The organism is Bacillus pfraonensis (assembly GCF_050768835.1).
Classification (GTDB): Bacteria; Bacillota; Bacilli; order Bacillales; family Bacillaceae_G; genus Bacillus_A; species Bacillus_A pfraonensis.
Window position 1 is genome coordinate 54,351 of record NZ_JAHCDO010000009.1, and the last position, 19,055, is coordinate 73,405.

Sequence of the window (19,055 nt, forward strand, 5' to 3'; positions counted from 1 at the left end):
ATTCTATCCTCCGTTAAAAAATAGTCATTACAACGATTCCTGAAGAAATCAGTAGTAATCCAAATATTTTTTTCTTTTCAAATTTCACGACTTTCATACCTAATAAGCCGAAATGATCGATAATAATAGAAGAAACGGATTGCCCGAGTGAACTTAATGCAATTGTGATAGAGACGCCAAGCGCTGTGAAGCTTATATTACTAAACAGTACAGTAAATACACCAATGGCTCCTGCGCTATAAAGATAAAGTGGTATCCCTTTTTGCATACGAAGCTTAGATTTACTAGCGAGTAAAACAATGACAATGGCAAATAACCCGACAATATGAATTAGTACACTAGACATATAGTTACCTGTTATTTCAGATAAGATCCCATTTAAAGAAATCATAATGGCAATAAGAGCACCTATAATAATGGAAAGTAAGTTATACAATGATGTTTCCCCCTTATAAATTTATATGTAATGTATCATGATTAAATCGTGAGCTACTATGACATATGTCATAGTGAAAGGAAGAAATTTTCTTTATAATGAAAATGAGTTATAAGGGTGGGGGATGTATGAAGAAAATATGTAATTCATATAAGTTAGATGAGTTTGTGAAGCAGAATAATATTGAATCGTTTTTTAGCAATGACATGAAATCATATATGGAATTATTACTCTTTAAAAAGAATGAACATATTTGCAAGGAGAATGAAGATATTCACTATCTGTATTTCTTTGTTGAAGGAAAAGCAAAGGCTTATAATACATTAAGTAACGGGAAGTCTGTATTGTTATGTTTTTATGATAGCTTGCAAGTATTGGGGGATGTAGAGTTAATTCACTCCCAAAAAACAGCTTCAAATGTACAAGTGATGGTGGATTCTTATTGCATTGGAATCCCTTTAGAAAAGGTGAGAGAAAGGTTACTTCAGGATGCAACTTTTTTACGGTATATTTGTGGTTCCTTATCTCATAAGTTAAATAGACTTTCTAAAAATAGCACAATTAATTTACTATATCCTCTGGAGAATAGACTAGCAAGTTACATTCTTGCAACTGGAGAAAGCTTTTCTCATAATGAACAAAAAATTATATTTAATGGGAATTTAACGGAGACGTCGGAATTGCTAGGAACAAGTTATAGGCATTTATTGCGAACATTAAATACCCTTTGTGATAAAAGTGTAATAAGAAAGAGTAAGGGGTATTTTGAAGTGATAAATTTAGATTTTTTAAAAGAGCTTGGGGCGGATGTTTATAAATAAAAAAGAGACACTTGATGATGAAGAAATTTCTTAATTATTAGGTGTCTCTTTTTTGTGTATAATTCAATTATAAATGGTGTTATTTCCCTTGATTTGTAAAAAGTATATGATGAAATTAAACATATGAACATATGAGCAAATATTCATATGTTATGTAAGATGAAATGAGGGAATAAAAAAATGTTAGATGTAATTATAGTAGGAGCTGGTCAAGCAGGTTTAGCTATGGGGTATTATTTGCAAAAAGGAAACTATAACTTTGTTTTATTAGATGGAGAAGAGAGAACTGGCGATTCGTGGAGAAAGCGATACGATTCTTTACAATTGTTTACACCAAGGGCATATAGTGCACTGCCGGGTATGAAATTAGCTGGAAAGCAAGATGGATTTCCAACTAAAGATGAAATTGCCAATTATTTAGAAGCGTATACGAAACAGTTTTCCATACCAGTGAGGTTAAATATGAATGTTTCAAAAATAAGAAAGCAGGGGAAAGGGTTTGAAGTATATACCCCTAAAGAAATTTTACAATCTAAACGAGTTATTATTGCATCAGGTGCTTTTCAGAGACCTTTCATTCCCTCCGTTTCTCAAAACCTTTCAAATGATATCTTTCAAATTCATTCTTCACAATATCAATCACCAAAGCAAATTCCAGAGGGATCAGTTCTTGTAGTAGGAGGGGGGAATTCTGGTACACAAATCGCAGTAGAAATTGCACAGTCTCGTGACGTTACAATTGCAGTGAGCCATCCTCTTACATTTTTTCCGCTACAAATAATGGGGAAAAGTATTTTTGCTTGGATTGAAAAAATAGGCCTATTATATGCTGGAACTGATACAAGGCGGGGAAGGTGGTTTCAGAATCGGAAAGATCCTATATTTGGTTTTGAATGCAAGGAGCTCATCCGTAATGGGGGGATAACAGTAAAACCAAAAGTCATAAGTACATTACAGGATAAAGTAGTTTTTTCAGATAGTAGTACATGCCATATTCAGAATATAGTATGGTCCACAGGGTTCATACCAAATTATGAGTGGATTGAAGTGAAAGGAGCATTGAATCAAGCAGGACTACCGATTCATACTAGGGGGATAAGTGGGGTGCAAGGGTTATACTATATTGGATTACCTTGGCAGCATCAAAGAGGGTCCGCGCTTCTTTGCGGGGTGGGACGAGATGCAGAATTTGTATTTTCAATAATTGAAAGGGAAGGGGAGGAACTTTCATAAACAAAAAAAAGGATCGGTAACAAATTGTACCGATCAAAATATATGTACATCAATTAGGAGAGGTCAAACTTGATTACATTTATTATATCGTATTCTGACAATTCCAAAAACAAAAAATTGATCTCTATATGTTGAGAAAGTTTTTTATACCGAAATATATGGAGAGTTAAGAGTACTTTAGAGAATAAGATGTATTCTTTTGGAGTGATATGTGATAGATTTATAGCAAATATATATTTGGTTAATTATGTAAAAAGGTTTCTGTAGTATATCTATGAATAAAGCGAGGGATACAATGTGAAATTTGATGATCGGCGTTTACTGGGAGTTCGATTAGGTTCCTTACTTATAACAGAAGAAAATCAATATTTAGTAATAAAGAAAAAAGAACATTATTCTTTATTAAACATTGACAGTTTAGAGTGTACACCTCTTGAAGTATCACTTGAGCACCTTGAGGAAATGCTTTATGAGGACTTTCAAGAAAGTATAAAAGAGATTATTGCGCCTGAGCACTTGAAAATCGTAGCTAAAAATATTATATAAAGAAAAAATCGGAATGGTAATTTGATGGAAAATGTTAGGTGGGGATATGAATGAAAATACGTGTTCATGAAAAAGAAAATTCTAAAGTTGCTATTATAGAAAGTACTGATATCGTAATAGAGGATGTACAAGGGGCATTAGACTTAATGGCATCCATCAATTATGAGCATGATTGCCAAAAAATATTGATTCACAAAATAAATATTACAGAGGAATTTTTCAACTTAAGAACTCGTCTAGCGGGTGAAATATTGCAAAAATATATGAACTATGGAGTGAAATTGGCTATTGTTGGGGACTTTAGTGTATATAATAGTAAAAGTCTAGCGGATTTTATATATGAATGCAATAAAGGAAAGGCAGTATTCTTTTTAACAGATGAAGAATCAGCTTTGAATGCTCTGCACGCTGTGTAGTATTAGATCTTGCTATACTTGTCAGAATGAAAAAAGCTAGTCTTTTGCTAGCTTTTTTATTATAATCTTTTCACCAAATTTTTTATAGTCCTAATAAGTTAACAATCTCTCCAATCATTCCTTCATTTTGATGAACACCTAAATCTGAATTCGTCATAATGACAGCGCCAGTACCTCTATAAGGATATGCAACCATCATGCATTGAAATCCAACGCCCCAGCCAAGTGACGAAATTTCTATTTCTTCATTTGGGTTGTCCAGAAATACACCTAATCCAGTCCACCTTGAACAACCTTGTGGAGAAATCATTTCTTCTGTTATTTTTGAGGAAAGACCGAGTTTACTATTGCCTTGTAAAGACTGGATGATTTCTATTACTAAAGCGGCTAAATCAGTTGGAGTTGACCAAACTCCTGCAGCAGCTGAATATGGATAAGATGGATACTTTCCATCTACCACATGTCCGTTTCTATCGTGACCACAAGCGAAACGATTATTAGTGATCGTTTGCTTAGGAAAGTCTAGTGTACTATTATTCATATGTAAAGGTTTAAATATGAATTTTTGTAATAATAGATCAAAAGGTTCTCCAGTAACGTCTTCTATGAGTTGTTCTATAATACAAAATCCAGCATCTGAATAGTGAAAGATACTTTCTGGTTCATGTTGAATTTCAATTGGGACTGGGCAATAAGATGTGTGACCTTGAAGAATTTGAAGAATGGTAGGGTTACCTTTTGCAGAATGATATATATCAAAGCTTTCAGGTGGATCTATAATTCCTGATTGATGACTTAATAGATTTCGTAATGTAATTCTTTTATCAAAAGTAAATTGATTTTCAGGAACTTTCCATGAGGTAAGCCTATTATTTACATCATCATCTAAATCTAGTATTCCTTGGTCTGTTAATTTCAATACGAGCATCGCTGTAAGGAATTTACTTATGGAACAAGCGTTGAAAATAGAATTTATGTTCACTTCTCTAGCTGTCCCCGATTCTAGTGAGCCAAAGCTTTCAATGTGTTCTAATTTTCCGTCACGAATCATAGCTAAGCTTAGTCCAGTTACAGAATATTCCTTCATTCTTTCATATATATGTAATGTTCCTAGTGCCATATGATTACTCTCCTTTTTAGTATTACGTCCATTATACAATATAAGGAATAGAAAAGGCTGATGTAATAAGACATCAGCCTTTCTGTTATATATTCCATTTTAAAATGAGTCCCGCATGTACAAGTCCTCCGCCAAATCCGTATAAAAGTAAAGTATCACCATTCTTGATTTTTCCATCCTTTAATCCGATATCAAGTGCTAACGGAATGGAAGCAGCCGAAGTGTTTCCACAATATTGTAGACTCATGAGTGTGTTATCGAGAGAAATGCCAGTTCGTTCACAAATGGATTCAATCATTCTTAAATTAACGCTATGCGGAATAAACCAATCAACATCTGTTACATCTAAATGATTTTTTTCTAGTAATTGTTGTACGCCTTGCGGAACTGTGTTTACAGCCCATTTGTAAACCGCTTGTCCGTTTTGCACAAGGTAAGGGGTGTCTTGTAATGGAGTTCCATTCATGGTTTTGGATAAGGCAGTTTGGTATAAGTTGATTCCGCCAGAACCTTTTGATCCCATATGAGTTCCTAAAAAACTAGGGTTGTTTTCATCGTATTCTACAAGAGCTGCACCAGCGCCGTCTCCGAATAGGATGCAAGTAGTGCGGTCGCTATAATCTGTGATTTTTGAAAGAGTTTCAGCGCCAATCACAAGTATCTTTTTGTTAGTACCTGAAGTAATGAGACCGTTGGCAACAATTAATCCATATACAAATCCAGCGCAAGCTGCACTTAGATCAATTGCGCCTGTATGAGGTATTTCAAAATGAGCCTGAACTTGACTAGCGGTATTGGGAAACATGTAATCTGGTGTAGCAGTTGCGACAATAATTAAATCAACATCATCAATAGAAACATGAAATCGATCGATTAAGTTTTGGACAGCCCTGATACATAAAGTTGTAGAGAATTCGTCAGGGGAAGTGATTCTACGCTCATGCATACCAGTTCGCTGTACAATCCATTCATCTGTCGTTTCAACAAAATTTGATAAATCTTCATTTGATAGAACTTTCTCGGGTACATAAGTCCCAACAGCTGTAATTCGTGCTTTTGATTTCATATCAATACCTCCTATTTTATTACTAAGTTTTAATACTTGGTTCTAATTATAATTTAATTTTCTTATTAATTCAATTATTTGTAAAATTAAGTTATTAATTATATGATTTGAATATAGAATTAGAATAGAAGGAGGAGTTTATGATGTTGATAAATAAAGTGATTCTAAACATTCAAGCATTAGAAGAAATGCAAGAATTCTATTTACATACATTGGGTTTTCAGTTATTACATAGTAGTGAAGTGAGTTTTAGCATTCAAGTAGGAGAGAGTGAATTAGAATTTCGAAAAAGTAATTCGAATACCAAACCTTTTTATCATTTTGCTTTCAATATTCCGTCCAATCAGTTTTCTGAAGCGAAAGAATGGGCAAAAAAGAAGGTCGTTTTAAATATAGAAGATGGAGAGGATGAAGTATATTTTTCACGATTGAATGCACATTCGTTCTATTTTATGGATCCTTCAGGGAATATTGTAGAGTTTATCTCTAGGCATACTATATATCCAGAAAGTAATGAGCCTTTTTCGGTTCATTCTATATTGAATGTAAGTGAAATGAGTATGACGACAGATCAAGTTCTCGCAGTAGGGAACCAATTGATAGAATATGGGATTCCAGTAAGAGACGGAGAAGCGTTACGTGATGGTTTTCAGTTTATGGGAGAAAAAGGAGTCTACTTATTATTAGGACCATCGGGGCGTCGGTAGTTTTTTTCGGATGTAGATGCAGAAGTGCATCCGTTAATGATAGAGATTGATCATGAAAAACAAATTGAGATAAATAGACAAGGAGTATGTAACATATCTATTAGGACATAAAGGTTTTAGGGAAATGCTCTCCTTCGTATGAATATAATAACGATATTATGAAAAAATACATTTTATGGTAAAATTTGAATTGAGAGGATTGATACGGAATACATAGATGATAAGGAGATGAGCATATGGATTTTTTGATGATACTCCCAATAGTTGTTTTTGGTATCATTTATATTGGGGAAAAGATAAAAAGTATGGAAAAAAGAACAGACGCTAGACTAAAGCGTATAGAAACTAGATTAGAGTTAATCGTAAAACAAATGGGAATTAGAGAGGTAGAGCCTGAAATTAACCATGAACTAAGGCAGCTTGTGAGAGATGGAAAAACAATCGCAGCGATTAAGAAAGCGCGAGAAGCATTTGGTTATTCATTGCTTGAAGCGAAGGAATATGTGGATGCTTTATAACCGTATAAACAGAGTCATAACTTAATATGCCATTATACTTAAGTGAATGGGAATCAGAAAAAAGATAAGCATATGCAAATTTGCTTATCTTTTTTCTTTTTAGAAGCATTAGTGAACCATTCTCGTATTTACGTAAGCGGCCAATACAACATGTCCAACGATAATAATAGGAACAATAATTTGTGTATTTGGTGTAGTGAAGACGCTACCAATTGTTGCAACGACGCCTGCACTTAAATTGTAAAGTCCAACTATGTTTGCTAGTTTATGTTTATCTTGTACACGCTTTTCGTTAAACCCAGATAAGAGCCATGTATACTGTTTAACGCCTATAAAGTAAGATAATGCGAAAGAGATCATAGCAATGATACATAATGATGGAGAAGCAAAGAGGGCCATGGTTTCACCTCCAAAATTATTCTTAGGTACATTCTATAAATCGTCTAGCACTGTTAGAGAGTTTCCGATCTTTCAACCAAATTATCGATGATTCAGATTGAAACGGAAAATCTATTAAATCTACTATCCTGATAAATTCTTGCGGGATATAAGATACGGCACTTTTTGGTAGAATCGAGGCTCCGATTCCCGCCATGACAAGCATAAGTACGAATGCAGAATCAGGACATTCACACGCTATATTTAATTTTATACCACGGCGATTGCATTCATCAATGACGAGTTGATGATAGCTATCTTCTTTATCTTTATGTACTAGTAAAAGAGGGATATGATGAAGTTTGTCTACGGAGATTGGAAGTTGTGAGTGATGTAGTTCCCATTTAGCGGGCGCGACTAATACGAACGGCTCTTTTGATAAGCGAATGCTTGAAAAAATCTCCTTATTAAAAGGGGTACGCAAGACCGCGAACTCGATATTCCGATTTGTTAGATGTTCTGTTAAGTATAAAGGGCCTCCTTCCCATATTTTTAAGTTCACATTCGGATAGTTTTTTTGAAAATAACGGATTTTTTCAGATAGAAAAGGAATGCAAGAATGAAATGCTCCAATAGATAGATTGCCCCTTAACCCCTCACCAGTATCTTTAATCTCTGTAATGGTTTCCTCTAATTGTCCGATAATACTTTTCGCTTTTATATATAAGATTTTACCTTCTTCCGTTAAATGCATGTTTCGGCCGCTTCTTTCAAATAGGTTTACTGATAATTCTTGTTCTAGTAATGATAGTTGTCTGCTTAAAGGTGGTTGTGCCATATGCAGTCGATGAGCGGCACGCGTAAGCTGCCTTTCTTCCGCAATTGCAATAAAATATCGAAGTTGTCTTATATCCATCTTTAATCCTCTTTCTATACCTTTTTTGTATACAAAAACAACCTTATAAATAGTTTTTATATAATAAGTCACATGATATCATAAATGAAAGGTTTTAAATATAGAAAATTCTAAAAATTTAAAATATAAAAGTGATTTTTGGTAGATTCATAACTGAAAAGTATATGATCACGTTTCGAGGAGGAAATTGTTTATGAAAGTTTCGTTATTTATTACGTGTTTATCAGATATTTTTTTTCCTCAAGTAGGTAAGAGTGTTGTGGAAATTATGGAGCAATGTGGAGTAGAAGTAGATTTTCCTGAAGGTCAGACTTGCTGCGGTCAACCTGCTTATAATAGTGGATACCAAAAAGAAGCAAAGCTAGCAGCAAAGCAAATGATACAAGCATTTGCGCATAGTGAATATATTGTCACTCCTTCTGGATCTTGTGCTAGCATGGTTCATCATTATTATAAAGAGCTGTTAAAGGAGGATCGTGAATGGTATGAAAAAGCAGTGCATTTAGCAAATAGGACGTATGAATTAACGGATTTCTTAATGAACGTACTTGGAAAAAATGATTTGAATTCTAGTCTAGATAGGACAGCAGTTTTCCACCAATCTTGTCATATGAGCCGCGGACTTGGGATAAAAGACGAACCGCTAGAGCTGCTTTCACAAGTAAAAGGGCTAGATGTAAAAGAATTACGATACTGTCAAGATTGCTGCGGGTTTGGTGGAACTTTTGCGGTGAAAATGAGTTCGATTTCCGAAACGATGGTTGATGAAAAAATAAAATATATTGAGGAGGCAGAAGCTGATCTCTTAATTGGAGCTGATATGGGGTGTCTTATGAATATTGGCGGGCGACTTAGGAGGGAAAATAAAGAGATTCAAGTGTTACATATAGCAGAAGTACTGGCGAAGGGGCTGGAGAAATGAATGTAGTGCAGGGGCTAGAATTTTTGGGAAGAGTAGATAAAGCATTGCACGATTCGCAAATGAGAAGTGCAGTTCCGTTTACACAAGACAGGCTTCGGGTAGGGAGAGAACAAGCTACATCTGAATTAGGGAATATTGACGAATGGCGTGAAGCAGCATCTGAAATCCGGATGCATACGATCGAAAATTTAGATAGTTATTTAGAACAGTTAGCTACGAATGTTCGGAAAAATGGGGGACATGTTCATTTTGCTTTGAAAGCAGAAGATGTAGTATCGTATGTTTCTGAAATTGCAAGAAAAAGAGGGGCAAAATCGGTGATTAAATCGAAGTCCATGGTTTCGGAAGAAATACATCTCAATAAAAATTTAGAAAAGATAGGATTAAAAGTGGTAGAGTCCGATCTTGGAGAATATATCATTCAATTAGCTGGAGAAGCTCCATCACATTTAATTGCTCCAGCTATTCATAAGACGAAAGAACAAGTAGCGGAGCTTTTTTCTAAGGAAGCTGGTAGGGAAATTCCAGTTGATACAGATCAACTACTACAATTTGCTAGGAATAAGTTGCGTAAAGAGTTTTTAGAAGCTGATATTGGTATTTCTGGTTGTAACTTTGCTGTTGCGGAATCTGGATCTGTTGTTCTCGTCAGTAATGAAGGAAATGCTCGCCTTACGACTACATTGCCAAAAGTTCATATCGCAATTATGGGGATGGAGCGTCTTGTCCCGACATGGAAAGACCTTGATATTGTCGTTTCTATGTTAACAAGAAGTGCAACGGGTCAAAAAATCACATCGTATGTGACTGGAATTAATGGACCGCGTTTACATGAAGATATCGATGGCCCTGAAGAATTTCATTTAATTATTCTAGATAATGGCCGTTCTGATATTTTAGGAACCGCTTACCAAGAAGTACTCAAGTGTATTCGCTGCGGAGCGTGTGTAAATGTTTGTCCTGTATACCGCAATATCGGGGGACATGCGTACGGAAGTGTGTATAGCGGACCAATTGGGGCAGTATTAGCGCCTTTATTAGAAGGATATGAAGAATTAAAAGAATTGCCGTTTGCATCGAGTTTGTGCGGGGCATGTACGGATGTTTGTCCGGTGAAAATCCCATTACACGACCTTCTCATTGAGCATCGTAAAGATGAGGTGGAACAAGGATTTATAACAAAAACTGAGCAACTGGCTTTTAAAAGTTTCGCGTTTATGGCGAGTCATCCATTTGTTTATAATAAAGCTGTTAAAATGGCTCACGCCGGATTATCGATATTTGCAAAAGATGGTTATATCGCGAATGGTCCAGGTCCATTAAAAGGGTGGACAGAAAGTAGAGATTTTCCAACCCCTGCGAAGCAATCATTCCGGGATTGGTGGAAAAAAGAAAAGAGGGATTCATAACATGACAAATGTACAAGAATCTTTTTTATACAATATTGCACGTAAACTAGGGCGAAACCGTCGCTCCGGGGTAATTCCTCCCAAGTGGAATAAAGATCCACTTAGGCACTTTCCTAAAGAGATAGATCACGAAAGTTTAGTAGAGCAGTTTATTACAAACTTGAATGCATTGCATACAGAAGTAAGTCACATATACCGTTCAGAAATAGAGAAGGCACTTCAGTATGTTGTGGGAAAATTTGATGTTCAATCGGCGGTGTATTGGGATGATGACAGATTACATCAGCTTGAAATAGTAGAGCATTTAACGAGAAATTTCGTTTCTCATCGAATTTGGCAGAGTAAAGAAGATGAACGGGAACTACGAGACTATGTAGCTCAGGCTGATATGGGAATTACATATGCAGAAATGGGGTTAGCTGAGACTGGAACGGTTGTTTTATGGAATGGCGGTGGGCGTGGCCGTTTAGTTAGTGTTTTGCCGCCAGTTTATGTGGCAATTCTTTCAGAACAAACAATTTATAGGCGTTTAACAGAAGGAGTGGCTGCAGTACATGAACATGTTCCAAATGGACTCCCTGCTTGTATTAACTTTATCACTGGACCAAGTAGGACGGGTGATATTGAAATGGAATTAGCTTTTGGAGTTCATGGCCCTGGTAAGGTTCATGTCATTTTATTAAAAGATTAGAGAGAAAATAGTAGTATACGAGGGGGAGTGGGGATTTTGATGAAGAACAAATTCCGCTATTATGTTTTTGCGATGCTCACGTTAATTACGATGGTGAATTATATTGATCGCGGAGCTATCGCTTATGCACAGTCTTTCATTATAAAAGAATATGGGTTTGATCCGAAAGAATGGGGAGCGATATTAGGGTATTTTGGTTACGGTTACATGATTGGTTCTTTATTAGGAGGGATTTTTTCGGATAAAAAAGGACCAAAATTTGTATGGATTGTAGCAGCAACGACTTGGTCTATTTTTGAAATTGCGACCGCTTTTGCTGGAGAAATAGGAATGGCTATTTTTGGAGGATCTGCTTTAGCGGGATTTGCACTGTTCCGCGTTTTATTTGGATTCACAGAAGGGCCATCTTTCGCGGTTTCGAATAAGACAGCAGCAAACTGGGCAGCGCCAAAAGAAAGAGCTTTTCTAACATCCCTTGGTTTTGTTGGTGTTCCGTTAGGCGCAGTATTAACTGCACCTGTGGCGGTTCTGTTACTCTCTTTTACAAGCTGGAAAATGATGTTTTTTATCCTTGGTGTAATTGGAATTGTATGGGCGATTATTTGGTATTTTACTTTTACCAATATGCCTGAGGATCACCCGCGAGTAACGAAAGAAGAACTAGCTGAAATACGAAGTGCTGAAGGCGTACTTCAATCGGTAAAAGTAGAGAAAGGAATCAAAAAAGAGCCATGGTATTCCTTTTTTAAAGTGCCAACATTTGTTTTGGTTACATTAGCATATTTTTGTTTCCAGTATATTAATTTCTTAATCTTAACTTGGACACCGAAATATCTACAAGATGTATTCCATTTTCAATTATCTTCTCTTTGGTATCTTGGAATGGTTCCTTGGCTTGGCGCTTGTATTACTTTACCGCTAGGTGCGAAGTTATCTGATCGTATTCTACATAAAACAGGAAACCTCCGTTTAGCTCGAACAGGATTGCCGATTATTGCTTTGTTCCTTACAGCGGTTTGCTTCAGTTTCATTCCAATGATGAATAATTATGTTGCAGTATTAGCACTCATGTCACTTGGAAATGCATTTGCTTTCTTGCCAAGTTCATTATTTTGGGCAATCATTGTTGACACAGCTCCTGTTCAAGCCGGAACGTATAGCGGAATTATGCATTTCATCGCGAATATCGCGACAATCTTAGCCCCGACTTTAACGGGATACTTAGTTGTAAGCTACGGCTATCCTTCTATGTTTATTGTAGCTGCAGTATTGGCCGCTATAGCAATGGGAGCGATGTGGTTTGTAAAACCAGGGCAGCAAACTAGGCCTGAAAGTTTGTTTAAGAGGAGGAATAAGGAGAGATTGGAGGAACCGCGTACGAACATTTAAAATCATTTTTGTGGAAAACGAGTTGTATGTAAACTCGTTTTTTCATTTGTCTAAAATAAATGATTTTTATAGTAAAATATGAGTTAGGTGGGAAAAATTGAAAAAAGGTTATGGAAGAACAGTTAAGAAAAAATTCGCAGTTAAATCGAGAAAGTGCACAGGATATTTTGTCGAATAGTAAAGAGCATATCTGTTTGAATCTGAAAAAATATAATTTTGGGACATTATATTCAGTTGTATATGAGTTAAATAGCTTGAAAATACATCGTGCAGAAGGGCAGCCGAATTGTTGTAAATATAAAAAAGATAAGAGATTGATAGAGGAAATTTATAAAAAAAGAGGGGATATAAAGTGAATCTTTCCGAATTTCAGCAATATGTATCAAGCTTCAGTAAAGAAAAAGGATTTCAGAATACAACAATTGAAATACGTACAATGTATTTAATGGCGGAGTTAGGGGAACTAACAGAGGCGATTATAAAGCGAAGTGATGATAAGGATACCAAAAGAGAAATAGGTTTAGAAATGTTCGATGTCATTTGGAATGTATGTGATTTAGCGAATAAATTAGAAATTGATTTGGAGGAAGCGTTTCAGGAAAAGATGGAAATCAATAGAGAGAGAGTATGGTTAAAGGAAGATTAACAAAGAATGTGGATGGTATTTTGTGTAAAGTCAAATAAGTATGGGAGGGATTATATATAAAAGATTCATATAGAGGTTCGAAAAGAAAGTTAATTTTGATTGTTTTCAGTTCAATAATTGGTGTAGTAGCTATAGTTGCTATGTTAATACTTCAAGGAATATGGATACCGAATTATTTCAATGCAAATAAATTTTCAGTGAAAGGTGTAGATGTAGCGTCATATCAAGGGGAAGTAGATTGGAGAGAAGTAGAAGAACAAGGAATCAAGTTTGCTTTTATAAAGGCAACAGAAGGAAGCTCTTTTGTAGATCAATATTTTTCAGAAAACTGGAATCATGCTAGTAGGACAAATATGCGTATTGGTGCGTATCACTTTTTTAGTTTTGATAGTAAAGGTGGCTCGCAAGCTGAGCATTATATACGAACTGTACCAAAAACTGAACAAGCATTACCACCAGTAATTGATGTAGAATTTTACGGTAATAAAAAAGCAAATCCTCCTAAGCGTGAAGATGTTGCAAGAGAACTAACGATGATGATACAAATATTAGAAAAGCATTATCAAAAACGGGTTATATTGTATGCCACGCCAGAGGCATATGATTTATATATAAAGGATAATTATCTTGAATGTGATATATGGATACGGAGTGTTTTGACAAAGCCGAGCTTGTCAGATGATAGAACATGGACGTTTTGGCAATATAGTAATAGAGGTAGGCTAAAAGGATATAGTGGAAAAGAAAAGTTTATTGATTTAAATGTGTTTCGTGGTACTGTAGAAGAATTTGAAAAGTATGGTATGAAGTAGATTCTAATACGTTATACGGGGCAGAATATAAATGAAAGGCTAAAGATATCGAAAGAAGTGTAGCTGAGTATGTTACATATATGATTTGAAAATATCTCAATTCTTTTATTGGAATCGGGATATTTTTATCCCGCTACTTTAGGGCAGTAATACTCCCACTTCAAAATTCGGCGGGAGTAAAGTCCAGCTCTAGCAGCTAGAATCTCCGGTCGTTTCACTCCCTCGGACGAGGCAAAAAGCGCCTCTCTGTCGGGGGTTCCAACGTCCTGCGATTCTGAGCGAGCCGCTTCCGCTTTTCTAAAGAAGTTAGGTGGGAGTATTACTGCCCGTAAAGGCCCGATTGGTGAGGGCTAATAATCAGTGGGGAATGAAGAAAACCCTCACTGATTAAAGTTTCACTTTATTTGGAAATAAATTTTATCAAGTTTAATCTTCAGTAAAATTGAAGTTGTCAGAAAAAACTATACGTGTGACAATTGTGGCGTGAAAATGGATCGAGAGTGGTAAGCAATAATTTTTATATAAAAGTTAAAAACGCTCAAGGCTTATGCCTTGAGCGTTTTCATTCATTAGATGGAAAAGAGCTTGTGAAATGATAGTTGTTCATATGTGTTAAATATTGTAAGATGATATTGGTACTAATAAAAACAGATAAGTACCAAAGGTTTAGGAGGGGGATTATGAAACAAAGAATCATAACAGAAACAATGTATCAAATTCAAACGAAGGGGTTTACATTTACAATTAGTGACTTAGCAAAACAGCTAGCTGTGAGTAAGAGGACAATCTATGAGCACTTCTCTTCAAAGGATGAAATCGTAGATGAAGTTATTCGTAGTGTAATAGAAAGTATTCAAGAAAAGGAAAAAGATATCGCAGATGATGAAACGTTACAAACAGTTGAAAAAATAAGACGCATTTTAATTTGTATTCCACAACAATTTAAACTCATGGATGCACGGTTATTAGTAGAACTAAAAAAATATCATTATAATCAATGGCGGAAATTAGATCAGTTTTTACGTGAAGGTTGGTCTACTGTAATTCGGTTAATAGAAGAGGGAATGAGAGAAGGGAGTATTAGACAAATTCAAATTCCATTTTTTATTGAATTATATTTAGGAGCACTGAATCGCATATATGATCCTATGTTTATGGAAAAGAGTGATTATACATTGGGGAGTATGCTTGAATCTATTATGGACATGTTGCTATACGGAATTTCTAATTCAAAATAGAAGGTGGGAGAGTAATGCAGTGGATTTATTTATGCTTAGCAATTTTATTTGAAGTAGCGGGTACAACTGCGATGAAACTATCTGATGGATTAACGAAACTTATCCCAAGTATTCTTATTTTTGTATTTTATGTAGTAAGCTTTTCATTTTTGTCATTTGCATTAAAGGGACTGGAGGTATCAGTTGCATATGCAATTTGGTCAGGTATGGGAATTGTAACGATTACAATTATTGGTTTCTTTTATTTTGGAGAAAGTATCAATGTGATTAAAATACTAGCGATGTTTTTTATTTTAATTGGAGTCGTGATCTTAAATTTTAGTAGTACGGCACATGAAGAGAAGAAAAAAGAAGTAGTGGAGGAACGTATACGTTGAATCGTTTAAAATATTTTTTCCTTATTACTGATATTGGATTTATTATATATTGGTTCATAACAATTTTTCATATGATTCCACAAGAATATTTGTTTAAAGATTATCAAAATCCTATTTTAGTAGCATGGAACTGGTCATTTCTACCATTGGATTTATTCATCTCGCTGACGGGATTATTAAGTTTATATTTGTATGCTAAACAAAAGCATACTTGGAGTCATTTTGCGTTCTTATCATTAATTTTAACTTTTTGTTCAGGTTTACAAGCTCTAGCATTTTGGACAATCCGTTTAGATTTCGATATTTCCTGGTGGATTCCTAATCTGTATTTATTACTTTATCCATGTTTTTTCTTAAAAGGTATTTGGAGAGAATGTGGATGGTATGGGGCTAAAAAAGTGGGATAATCGCTCTGTTTCTCAGTGCAAAAACATTCTAAAAAAATCACTATTCTCTCATTTCTTCTAAATCGATGAGAGAATAGTGATTTTTCAATTTCTTCACCTAGTCAATTGAAATCTACCATTACTTCTTGATTTCAATTGCTGAAGCCTTATCGTTCCAATCCGCAGCTAGATTCGCAGTTTTACCATACCAATCAGAGTGTCTAAATAAGACGCCTTTGCCATATCCTTGAGTTGAAGTATGCTCCCACAGTGTCGTTGAATAGCTTGCAGAAGGTGACGCCGTACTTACGGAGGAAATTCTGTCATTCCAGCTAGAAGGTAAGTTTTTAAACCCGCTACTCCAATAAATATATTGTCCACCTTTATTTTTATGTTCATAGAAATCAGTACTACCAGCACCACTACCTAGGGGCTGTATTTTGTTTTTTAGTCTTTGTTTATCTTTTTCAATGAAAGCATCCAAGGTTTCTTTGCTTGTAAAACCATATGCTAACCAATCTCCGTTTTTATTTTGTTTAGGTAGAACCATCGTTATTTTTATGTCTTCGTTAGATGGGGTATTCACTGTTGCTAGAGAATCTACATTCTCTCCATCTACAGTTACATAGTCGAACGATTTAATCGTATAATCTTTTTCTGCATTTGCTGATACTGTTCCCAGCCCTCCAGTTAATGCAAAACTTGCTGCTAATACTCCTACTGCTAACTTCTTAAACATACCAACATCCCCTTTTTGCTTAGATTTTTCTTGCAACTAAAATGTATATCGTTTTTGTAGTATTGTAAATATTCTGAAGTTTTATAAATAAAAAAACGGAATATTCTTTGTTTTCCATTTAATTTTTAGAAAAACATAAATTATTGAGAGTGTAGGGAGTTTCAAGCAATTTATTTTTGGAGAGTAAAAGTTAAAAGAACTTGGTGATATGCCAAGTTCTTTCTTGTATTTAAATTAGATTTATAACATTTGCTGTGCTAACTCAATTAGTTGTTTTCTTGATTTGATGATCTTTTCCCCATTCACACATTTCATTCATAATTTGAATTAAAGATTTTCCGTATTCACTTATTGTGTACTCGACCCTTGGTGGAACTTCTTGATATACAGTTCGATGGATAATCCCATCAGCTTCAAGTTGCCGTAATTGTTGCGTCAGAACTTTTTGTGTAATCTCTGGGATAGCACGTTTCAGTTCGTGTGTCCGCTTCTCTCCATTCATTAGAATGCATAAAATACTACTCTTCCATTTTCCTCCGATGACTTCAAGGGTAGTAGCGATAGGGAAGTTTTGATTCTGATTTATCTTCATATTACACCTCCATAGGTACTTTGAGGTTCCTATAGCACCTGAAAGTACGTACTTTTCAATTATATGTAACTAATACATACTAATACTAAAGGATTTCATTTATTTATAAGGGGGAAAATAATTGATGAAAACACTTGTAATTGTAGCACATCCAGATATTGAAAAATCAAGAATTAATAAAAGATGGATAAAAGAACTGGAGAAATATTCTGATGAGATAACGGTTCATCAATTGTATAAAACGGCTCCTAATTGGGAATTCGATATTGAGCATGAACAAAGGCTATTATTAGAACACGATCGCTACATATTTCAGTTTCCATTCTATTGGTATAGTTCACCACCATTATTAAAAAAATGGTTTGATGATGTACTCACATACGGTTTCGCGTATGGTTCTACAGGAGATAAAGTGCGTAATAAAGAATTTGGATTGGCGATTTCTATAGGGGGATTAGAAACGCAGTATAAGGATGGGTTTACAATGAAAGAACTAACAAAACCATTCCAGGCAACTTGTCTATATACAGGGATGAAATTCATACCAACATTTACGTTGTATGGAGCTGAGTACGAACTAAAGGATGAAGATATCGAAAGAAGTGCAGCTGATTATGTTAAATATATTATGAATAAAAGTAATCTTTATATATGATTTGAAAATATCCCGATTCCTTTTAAGGTATTGGGATATTTTTTATGTAATGTATTAGTTTGAAATAAAGTTTGAGCAAAATGGATTTTGTTTGTCTGGATGAACATTTCACTTTATAAAAAAGTTTGCTTAAAACGTAAGTAGAAGCCTCGCTTTTATGTAATGTATATTATATTTTAAATCGTGTACTCACATACTGAAAAAATAGATACTCCTATCTGTTTTAAATATATATTCTTCATAATCGCATGCATAATAATCTCCTGTTGGAATGTTCAATTAAAAGGCCAGTTATAATGAGATAATAAAGTTGTTTAAAAAATAATAAAATTATTTAAAAACAAATAAAGGTGTTATAAAGTATAGAAATGGTACTTGGGGTATTTGTATCGTATACTTCTATAAATAAAGAATAAATTTAAGTGTGGGGCTGATTAAGTGTTTAAATATAACGTATGTTTCTTAAAAAATAAGGATAAAGTCTTGATGTTGAATCGTGAAAAGGCACCGATTATGGGAGTGTGGAACGGTGTTGGTGGTAAAAATGAAGTAGGTGAAACTGCTGATGAGGGTGCAATTCGTGAAGTGTTTGAGGAAACAGGATTCAAGGTAAATCAGTATTATTCAAAGGGTATCATTACATGGGATACTAGTGATCGTAAAAAAGATGGATTATATGTGTATTTATTTGAAATAGATACAGTATTAGATAGTGAATCTATGAAAAAAACAAGAGAAGGTATTCTCGATTGGAAGCACATTGGTTGGATACTGAATCCCTCTAATTTAGGGATTGCTGAAATGGTAAAGGAATATTTACCGGTTCTATTAGAAAAAGCAAGTGATTATTCATTCGAATATAAAGATGATGTGTTAACACTTGTAAAATAAAAGTTTTTACATAAAGATTTCATAATTAAACATCTTTATTATCTATTTTTGAGGGGAAACTTAAATAGATTGATTTACATTTAAAGAAACTTAAAGAGTCTTGCTACATGTGAATTGTAATAAAGTTCTTATTTTTCTATTCAAAATTAAA

23 protein-coding genes and 1 pseudogene are annotated in these 19,055 nt (G+C 34.7%); 17 read left to right on the forward strand and 7 right to left on the reverse strand.

Going from position 1 to position 19,055, the window contains the following annotated elements:
* Positions 1-13: 13 nt before the first annotated feature.
* Positions 14-436, reverse strand: a complete 423-nt coding sequence (locus tag KFD70_RS10120) for a DMT family transporter (RefSeq protein ID WP_336452404.1) — start codon at positions 434-436, stop codon at positions 14-16.
* Positions 437-564: 128 nt separating this feature from the next.
* Here KFD70_RS10120 and yeiL point away from each other — a divergent pair, with 128 nt between their 5' ends.
* The 4 genes from yeiL (at position 565) to KFD70_RS10140 (ending at position 3,452) form a co-directional block, all read left to right on the forward strand.
* Positions 565-1,257, forward strand: a complete 693-nt coding sequence (gene yeiL, locus KFD70_RS10125; RefSeq protein WP_336452403.1) for a transcriptional regulator YeiL — start codon at positions 565-567, stop codon at positions 1,255-1,257.
* Between the two features lie 180 nt (positions 1,258-1,437).
* Positions 1,438-2,490: a flavin-containing monooxygenase gene (locus KFD70_RS10130; RefSeq protein ID WP_336452402.1), complete on the forward strand. Its 1,053-nt coding sequence runs from the start codon at positions 1,438-1,440 to the stop codon at positions 2,488-2,490.
* Positions 2,491-2,787: 297 nt separating this feature from the next.
* Positions 2,788-3,036 (forward strand): hypothetical protein, encoded by a 249-nt coding sequence (locus KFD70_RS10135; RefSeq protein WP_000666954.1) that lies wholly within the window; start codon positions 2,788-2,790, stop codon positions 3,034-3,036.
* Between the two features lie 50 nt (positions 3,037-3,086).
* Complete coding sequence (locus tag KFD70_RS10140) at positions 3,087-3,452, forward strand: DUF4180 domain-containing protein (RefSeq protein ID WP_336452401.1); 366 nt, start codon at positions 3,087-3,089, stop codon at positions 3,450-3,452.
* 82 nt (positions 3,453-3,534) lie between these two features.
* Here the strand turns inward: KFD70_RS10140 and KFD70_RS10145 are convergent, their stop codons facing one another.
* Both KFD70_RS10145 and KFD70_RS10150 read right to left on the reverse strand, forming a co-directional pair.
* Complete coding sequence (locus KFD70_RS10145; RefSeq protein ID WP_336452400.1) at positions 3,535-4,572, reverse strand: serine hydrolase domain-containing protein; 1,038 nt, start codon at positions 4,570-4,572, stop codon at positions 3,535-3,537.
* Between the two features lie 85 nt (positions 4,573-4,657).
* Positions 4,658-5,638, reverse strand: a complete 981-nt coding sequence (locus KFD70_RS10150; RefSeq protein WP_336452399.1) for a ketoacyl-ACP synthase III — start codon at positions 5,636-5,638, stop codon at positions 4,658-4,660.
* Positions 5,639-5,781: 143 nt separating this feature from the next.
* On the opposite strand from KFD70_RS10150, the pseudogene KFD70_RS10155 reads away from it, so the two are divergent.
* Positions 5,782-6,456, forward strand: a pseudogene (locus KFD70_RS10155) (VOC family protein).
* A gap of 125 nt (positions 6,457-6,581) precedes the next feature.
* Complete coding sequence (locus KFD70_RS10160; RefSeq protein WP_336452398.1) at positions 6,582-6,863, forward strand: hypothetical protein; 282 nt, start codon at positions 6,582-6,584, stop codon at positions 6,861-6,863.
* 108 nt (positions 6,864-6,971) lie between these two features.
* On the opposite strand, the gene KFD70_RS10165 is transcribed toward KFD70_RS10160, so the two are convergent.
* Positions 6,972-7,262: a DUF3784 domain-containing protein gene (locus KFD70_RS10165; protein WP_336452397.1), complete on the reverse strand. Its 291-nt coding sequence runs from the start codon at positions 7,260-7,262 to the stop codon at positions 6,972-6,974.
* 22 nt (positions 7,263-7,284) lie between these two features.
* Positions 7,285-8,157: a LysR family transcriptional regulator gene (locus tag KFD70_RS10170; protein ID WP_336452396.1), complete on the reverse strand. Its 873-nt coding sequence runs from the start codon at positions 8,155-8,157 to the stop codon at positions 7,285-7,287.
* 193 nt (positions 8,158-8,350) lie between these two features.
* On the opposite strand from KFD70_RS10170, the gene KFD70_RS10175 reads away from it, so the two are divergent.
* The 9 genes from KFD70_RS10175 (at position 8,351) to KFD70_RS10215 (ending at position 16,048) form a co-directional block, all read left to right on the forward strand.
* Positions 8,351-9,079 carry a (Fe-S)-binding protein gene (locus KFD70_RS10175; protein ID WP_336452395.1) on the forward strand — a complete coding sequence of 243 codons (729 nt, stop codon included), beginning with the start codon at positions 8,351-8,353 and terminating at the stop codon, positions 9,077-9,079.
* A complete protein-coding gene (locus tag KFD70_RS10180) occupies positions 9,076-10,488 on the forward strand; it encodes a LutB/LldF family L-lactate oxidation iron-sulfur protein (RefSeq protein ID WP_336452394.1) in 1,413 nt (470 codons plus the stop codon). The genes KFD70_RS10175 and KFD70_RS10180 overlap by 4 nt, the downstream gene beginning before the upstream one ends.
* A gap of 1 nt (position 10,489) precedes the next feature.
* Positions 10,490-11,179, forward strand: a complete 690-nt coding sequence (locus KFD70_RS10185) for a LutC/YkgG family protein (RefSeq protein ID WP_336452393.1) — start codon at positions 10,490-10,492, stop codon at positions 11,177-11,179.
* 39 nt (positions 11,180-11,218) lie between these two features.
* Positions 11,219-12,568 (forward strand): MFS transporter, encoded by a 1,350-nt coding sequence (locus KFD70_RS10190; RefSeq protein ID WP_336452459.1) that lies wholly within the window; start codon positions 11,219-11,221, stop codon positions 12,566-12,568.
* A 352-nt stretch (positions 12,569-12,920) separates the two neighbouring features.
* On the forward strand, positions 12,921-13,214 hold the full coding sequence (locus tag KFD70_RS10195) for a MazG nucleotide pyrophosphohydrolase domain-containing protein (RefSeq protein WP_431613172.1): 294 nt from the start codon (positions 12,921-12,923) through the stop codon (positions 13,212-13,214).
* 140 nt (positions 13,215-13,354) lie between these two features.
* Positions 13,355-14,026: a glycoside hydrolase family 25 protein gene (locus KFD70_RS10200; RefSeq protein ID WP_431613173.1), complete on the forward strand. Its 672-nt coding sequence runs from the start codon at positions 13,355-13,357 to the stop codon at positions 14,024-14,026.
* Positions 14,027-14,706: 680 nt separating this feature from the next.
* Positions 14,707-15,264 carry a TetR/AcrR family transcriptional regulator gene (locus KFD70_RS10205; protein WP_336452391.1) on the forward strand — a complete coding sequence of 186 codons (558 nt, stop codon included), beginning with the start codon at positions 14,707-14,709 and terminating at the stop codon, positions 15,262-15,264.
* 14 nt (positions 15,265-15,278) lie between these two features.
* Positions 15,279-15,641 carry a DMT family transporter gene (locus KFD70_RS10210; protein WP_336452390.1) on the forward strand — a complete coding sequence of 121 codons (363 nt, stop codon included), beginning with the start codon at positions 15,279-15,281 and terminating at the stop codon, positions 15,639-15,641.
* A complete protein-coding gene (locus tag KFD70_RS10215) occupies positions 15,638-16,048 on the forward strand; it encodes a DUF5360 family protein (protein WP_336452389.1) in 411 nt (136 codons plus the stop codon). Before KFD70_RS10210 ends, KFD70_RS10215 begins: the two co-directional genes overlap by 4 nt.
* A 118-nt stretch (positions 16,049-16,166) precedes the next feature.
* Here the strand turns inward: KFD70_RS10215 and KFD70_RS10220 are convergent, their stop codons facing one another.
* Together KFD70_RS10220 and KFD70_RS10225 are read right to left on the reverse strand one after the other, a co-directional pair.
* Positions 16,167-16,766: a hypothetical protein gene (locus tag KFD70_RS10220; protein WP_431613174.1), complete on the reverse strand. Its 600-nt coding sequence runs from the start codon at positions 16,764-16,766 to the stop codon at positions 16,167-16,169.
* Positions 16,767-17,028: 262 nt separating this feature from the next.
* Positions 17,029-17,352, reverse strand: coding sequence for a winged helix-turn-helix transcriptional regulator (locus KFD70_RS10225; RefSeq protein ID WP_336452457.1), 324 nt, complete (start codon positions 17,350-17,352; stop codon positions 17,029-17,031).
* Between the two features lie 130 nt (positions 17,353-17,482).
* On the opposite strand from KFD70_RS10225, the gene KFD70_RS10230 reads away from it, so the two are divergent.
* Positions 17,483-18,013, forward strand: a complete 531-nt coding sequence (locus KFD70_RS10230) for an NAD(P)H-dependent oxidoreductase (RefSeq protein WP_336452387.1) — start codon at positions 17,483-17,485, stop codon at positions 18,011-18,013.
* A gap of 438 nt (positions 18,014-18,451) precedes the next feature.
* The gene (locus KFD70_RS10235) at positions 18,452-18,904 is read left to right on the forward strand and encodes an NUDIX hydrolase (protein WP_336452386.1); all 453 of its coding nucleotides are present in this window, start codon (positions 18,452-18,454) and stop codon (positions 18,902-18,904) included.
* Positions 18,905-19,055 lie beyond the last annotated feature (151 nt).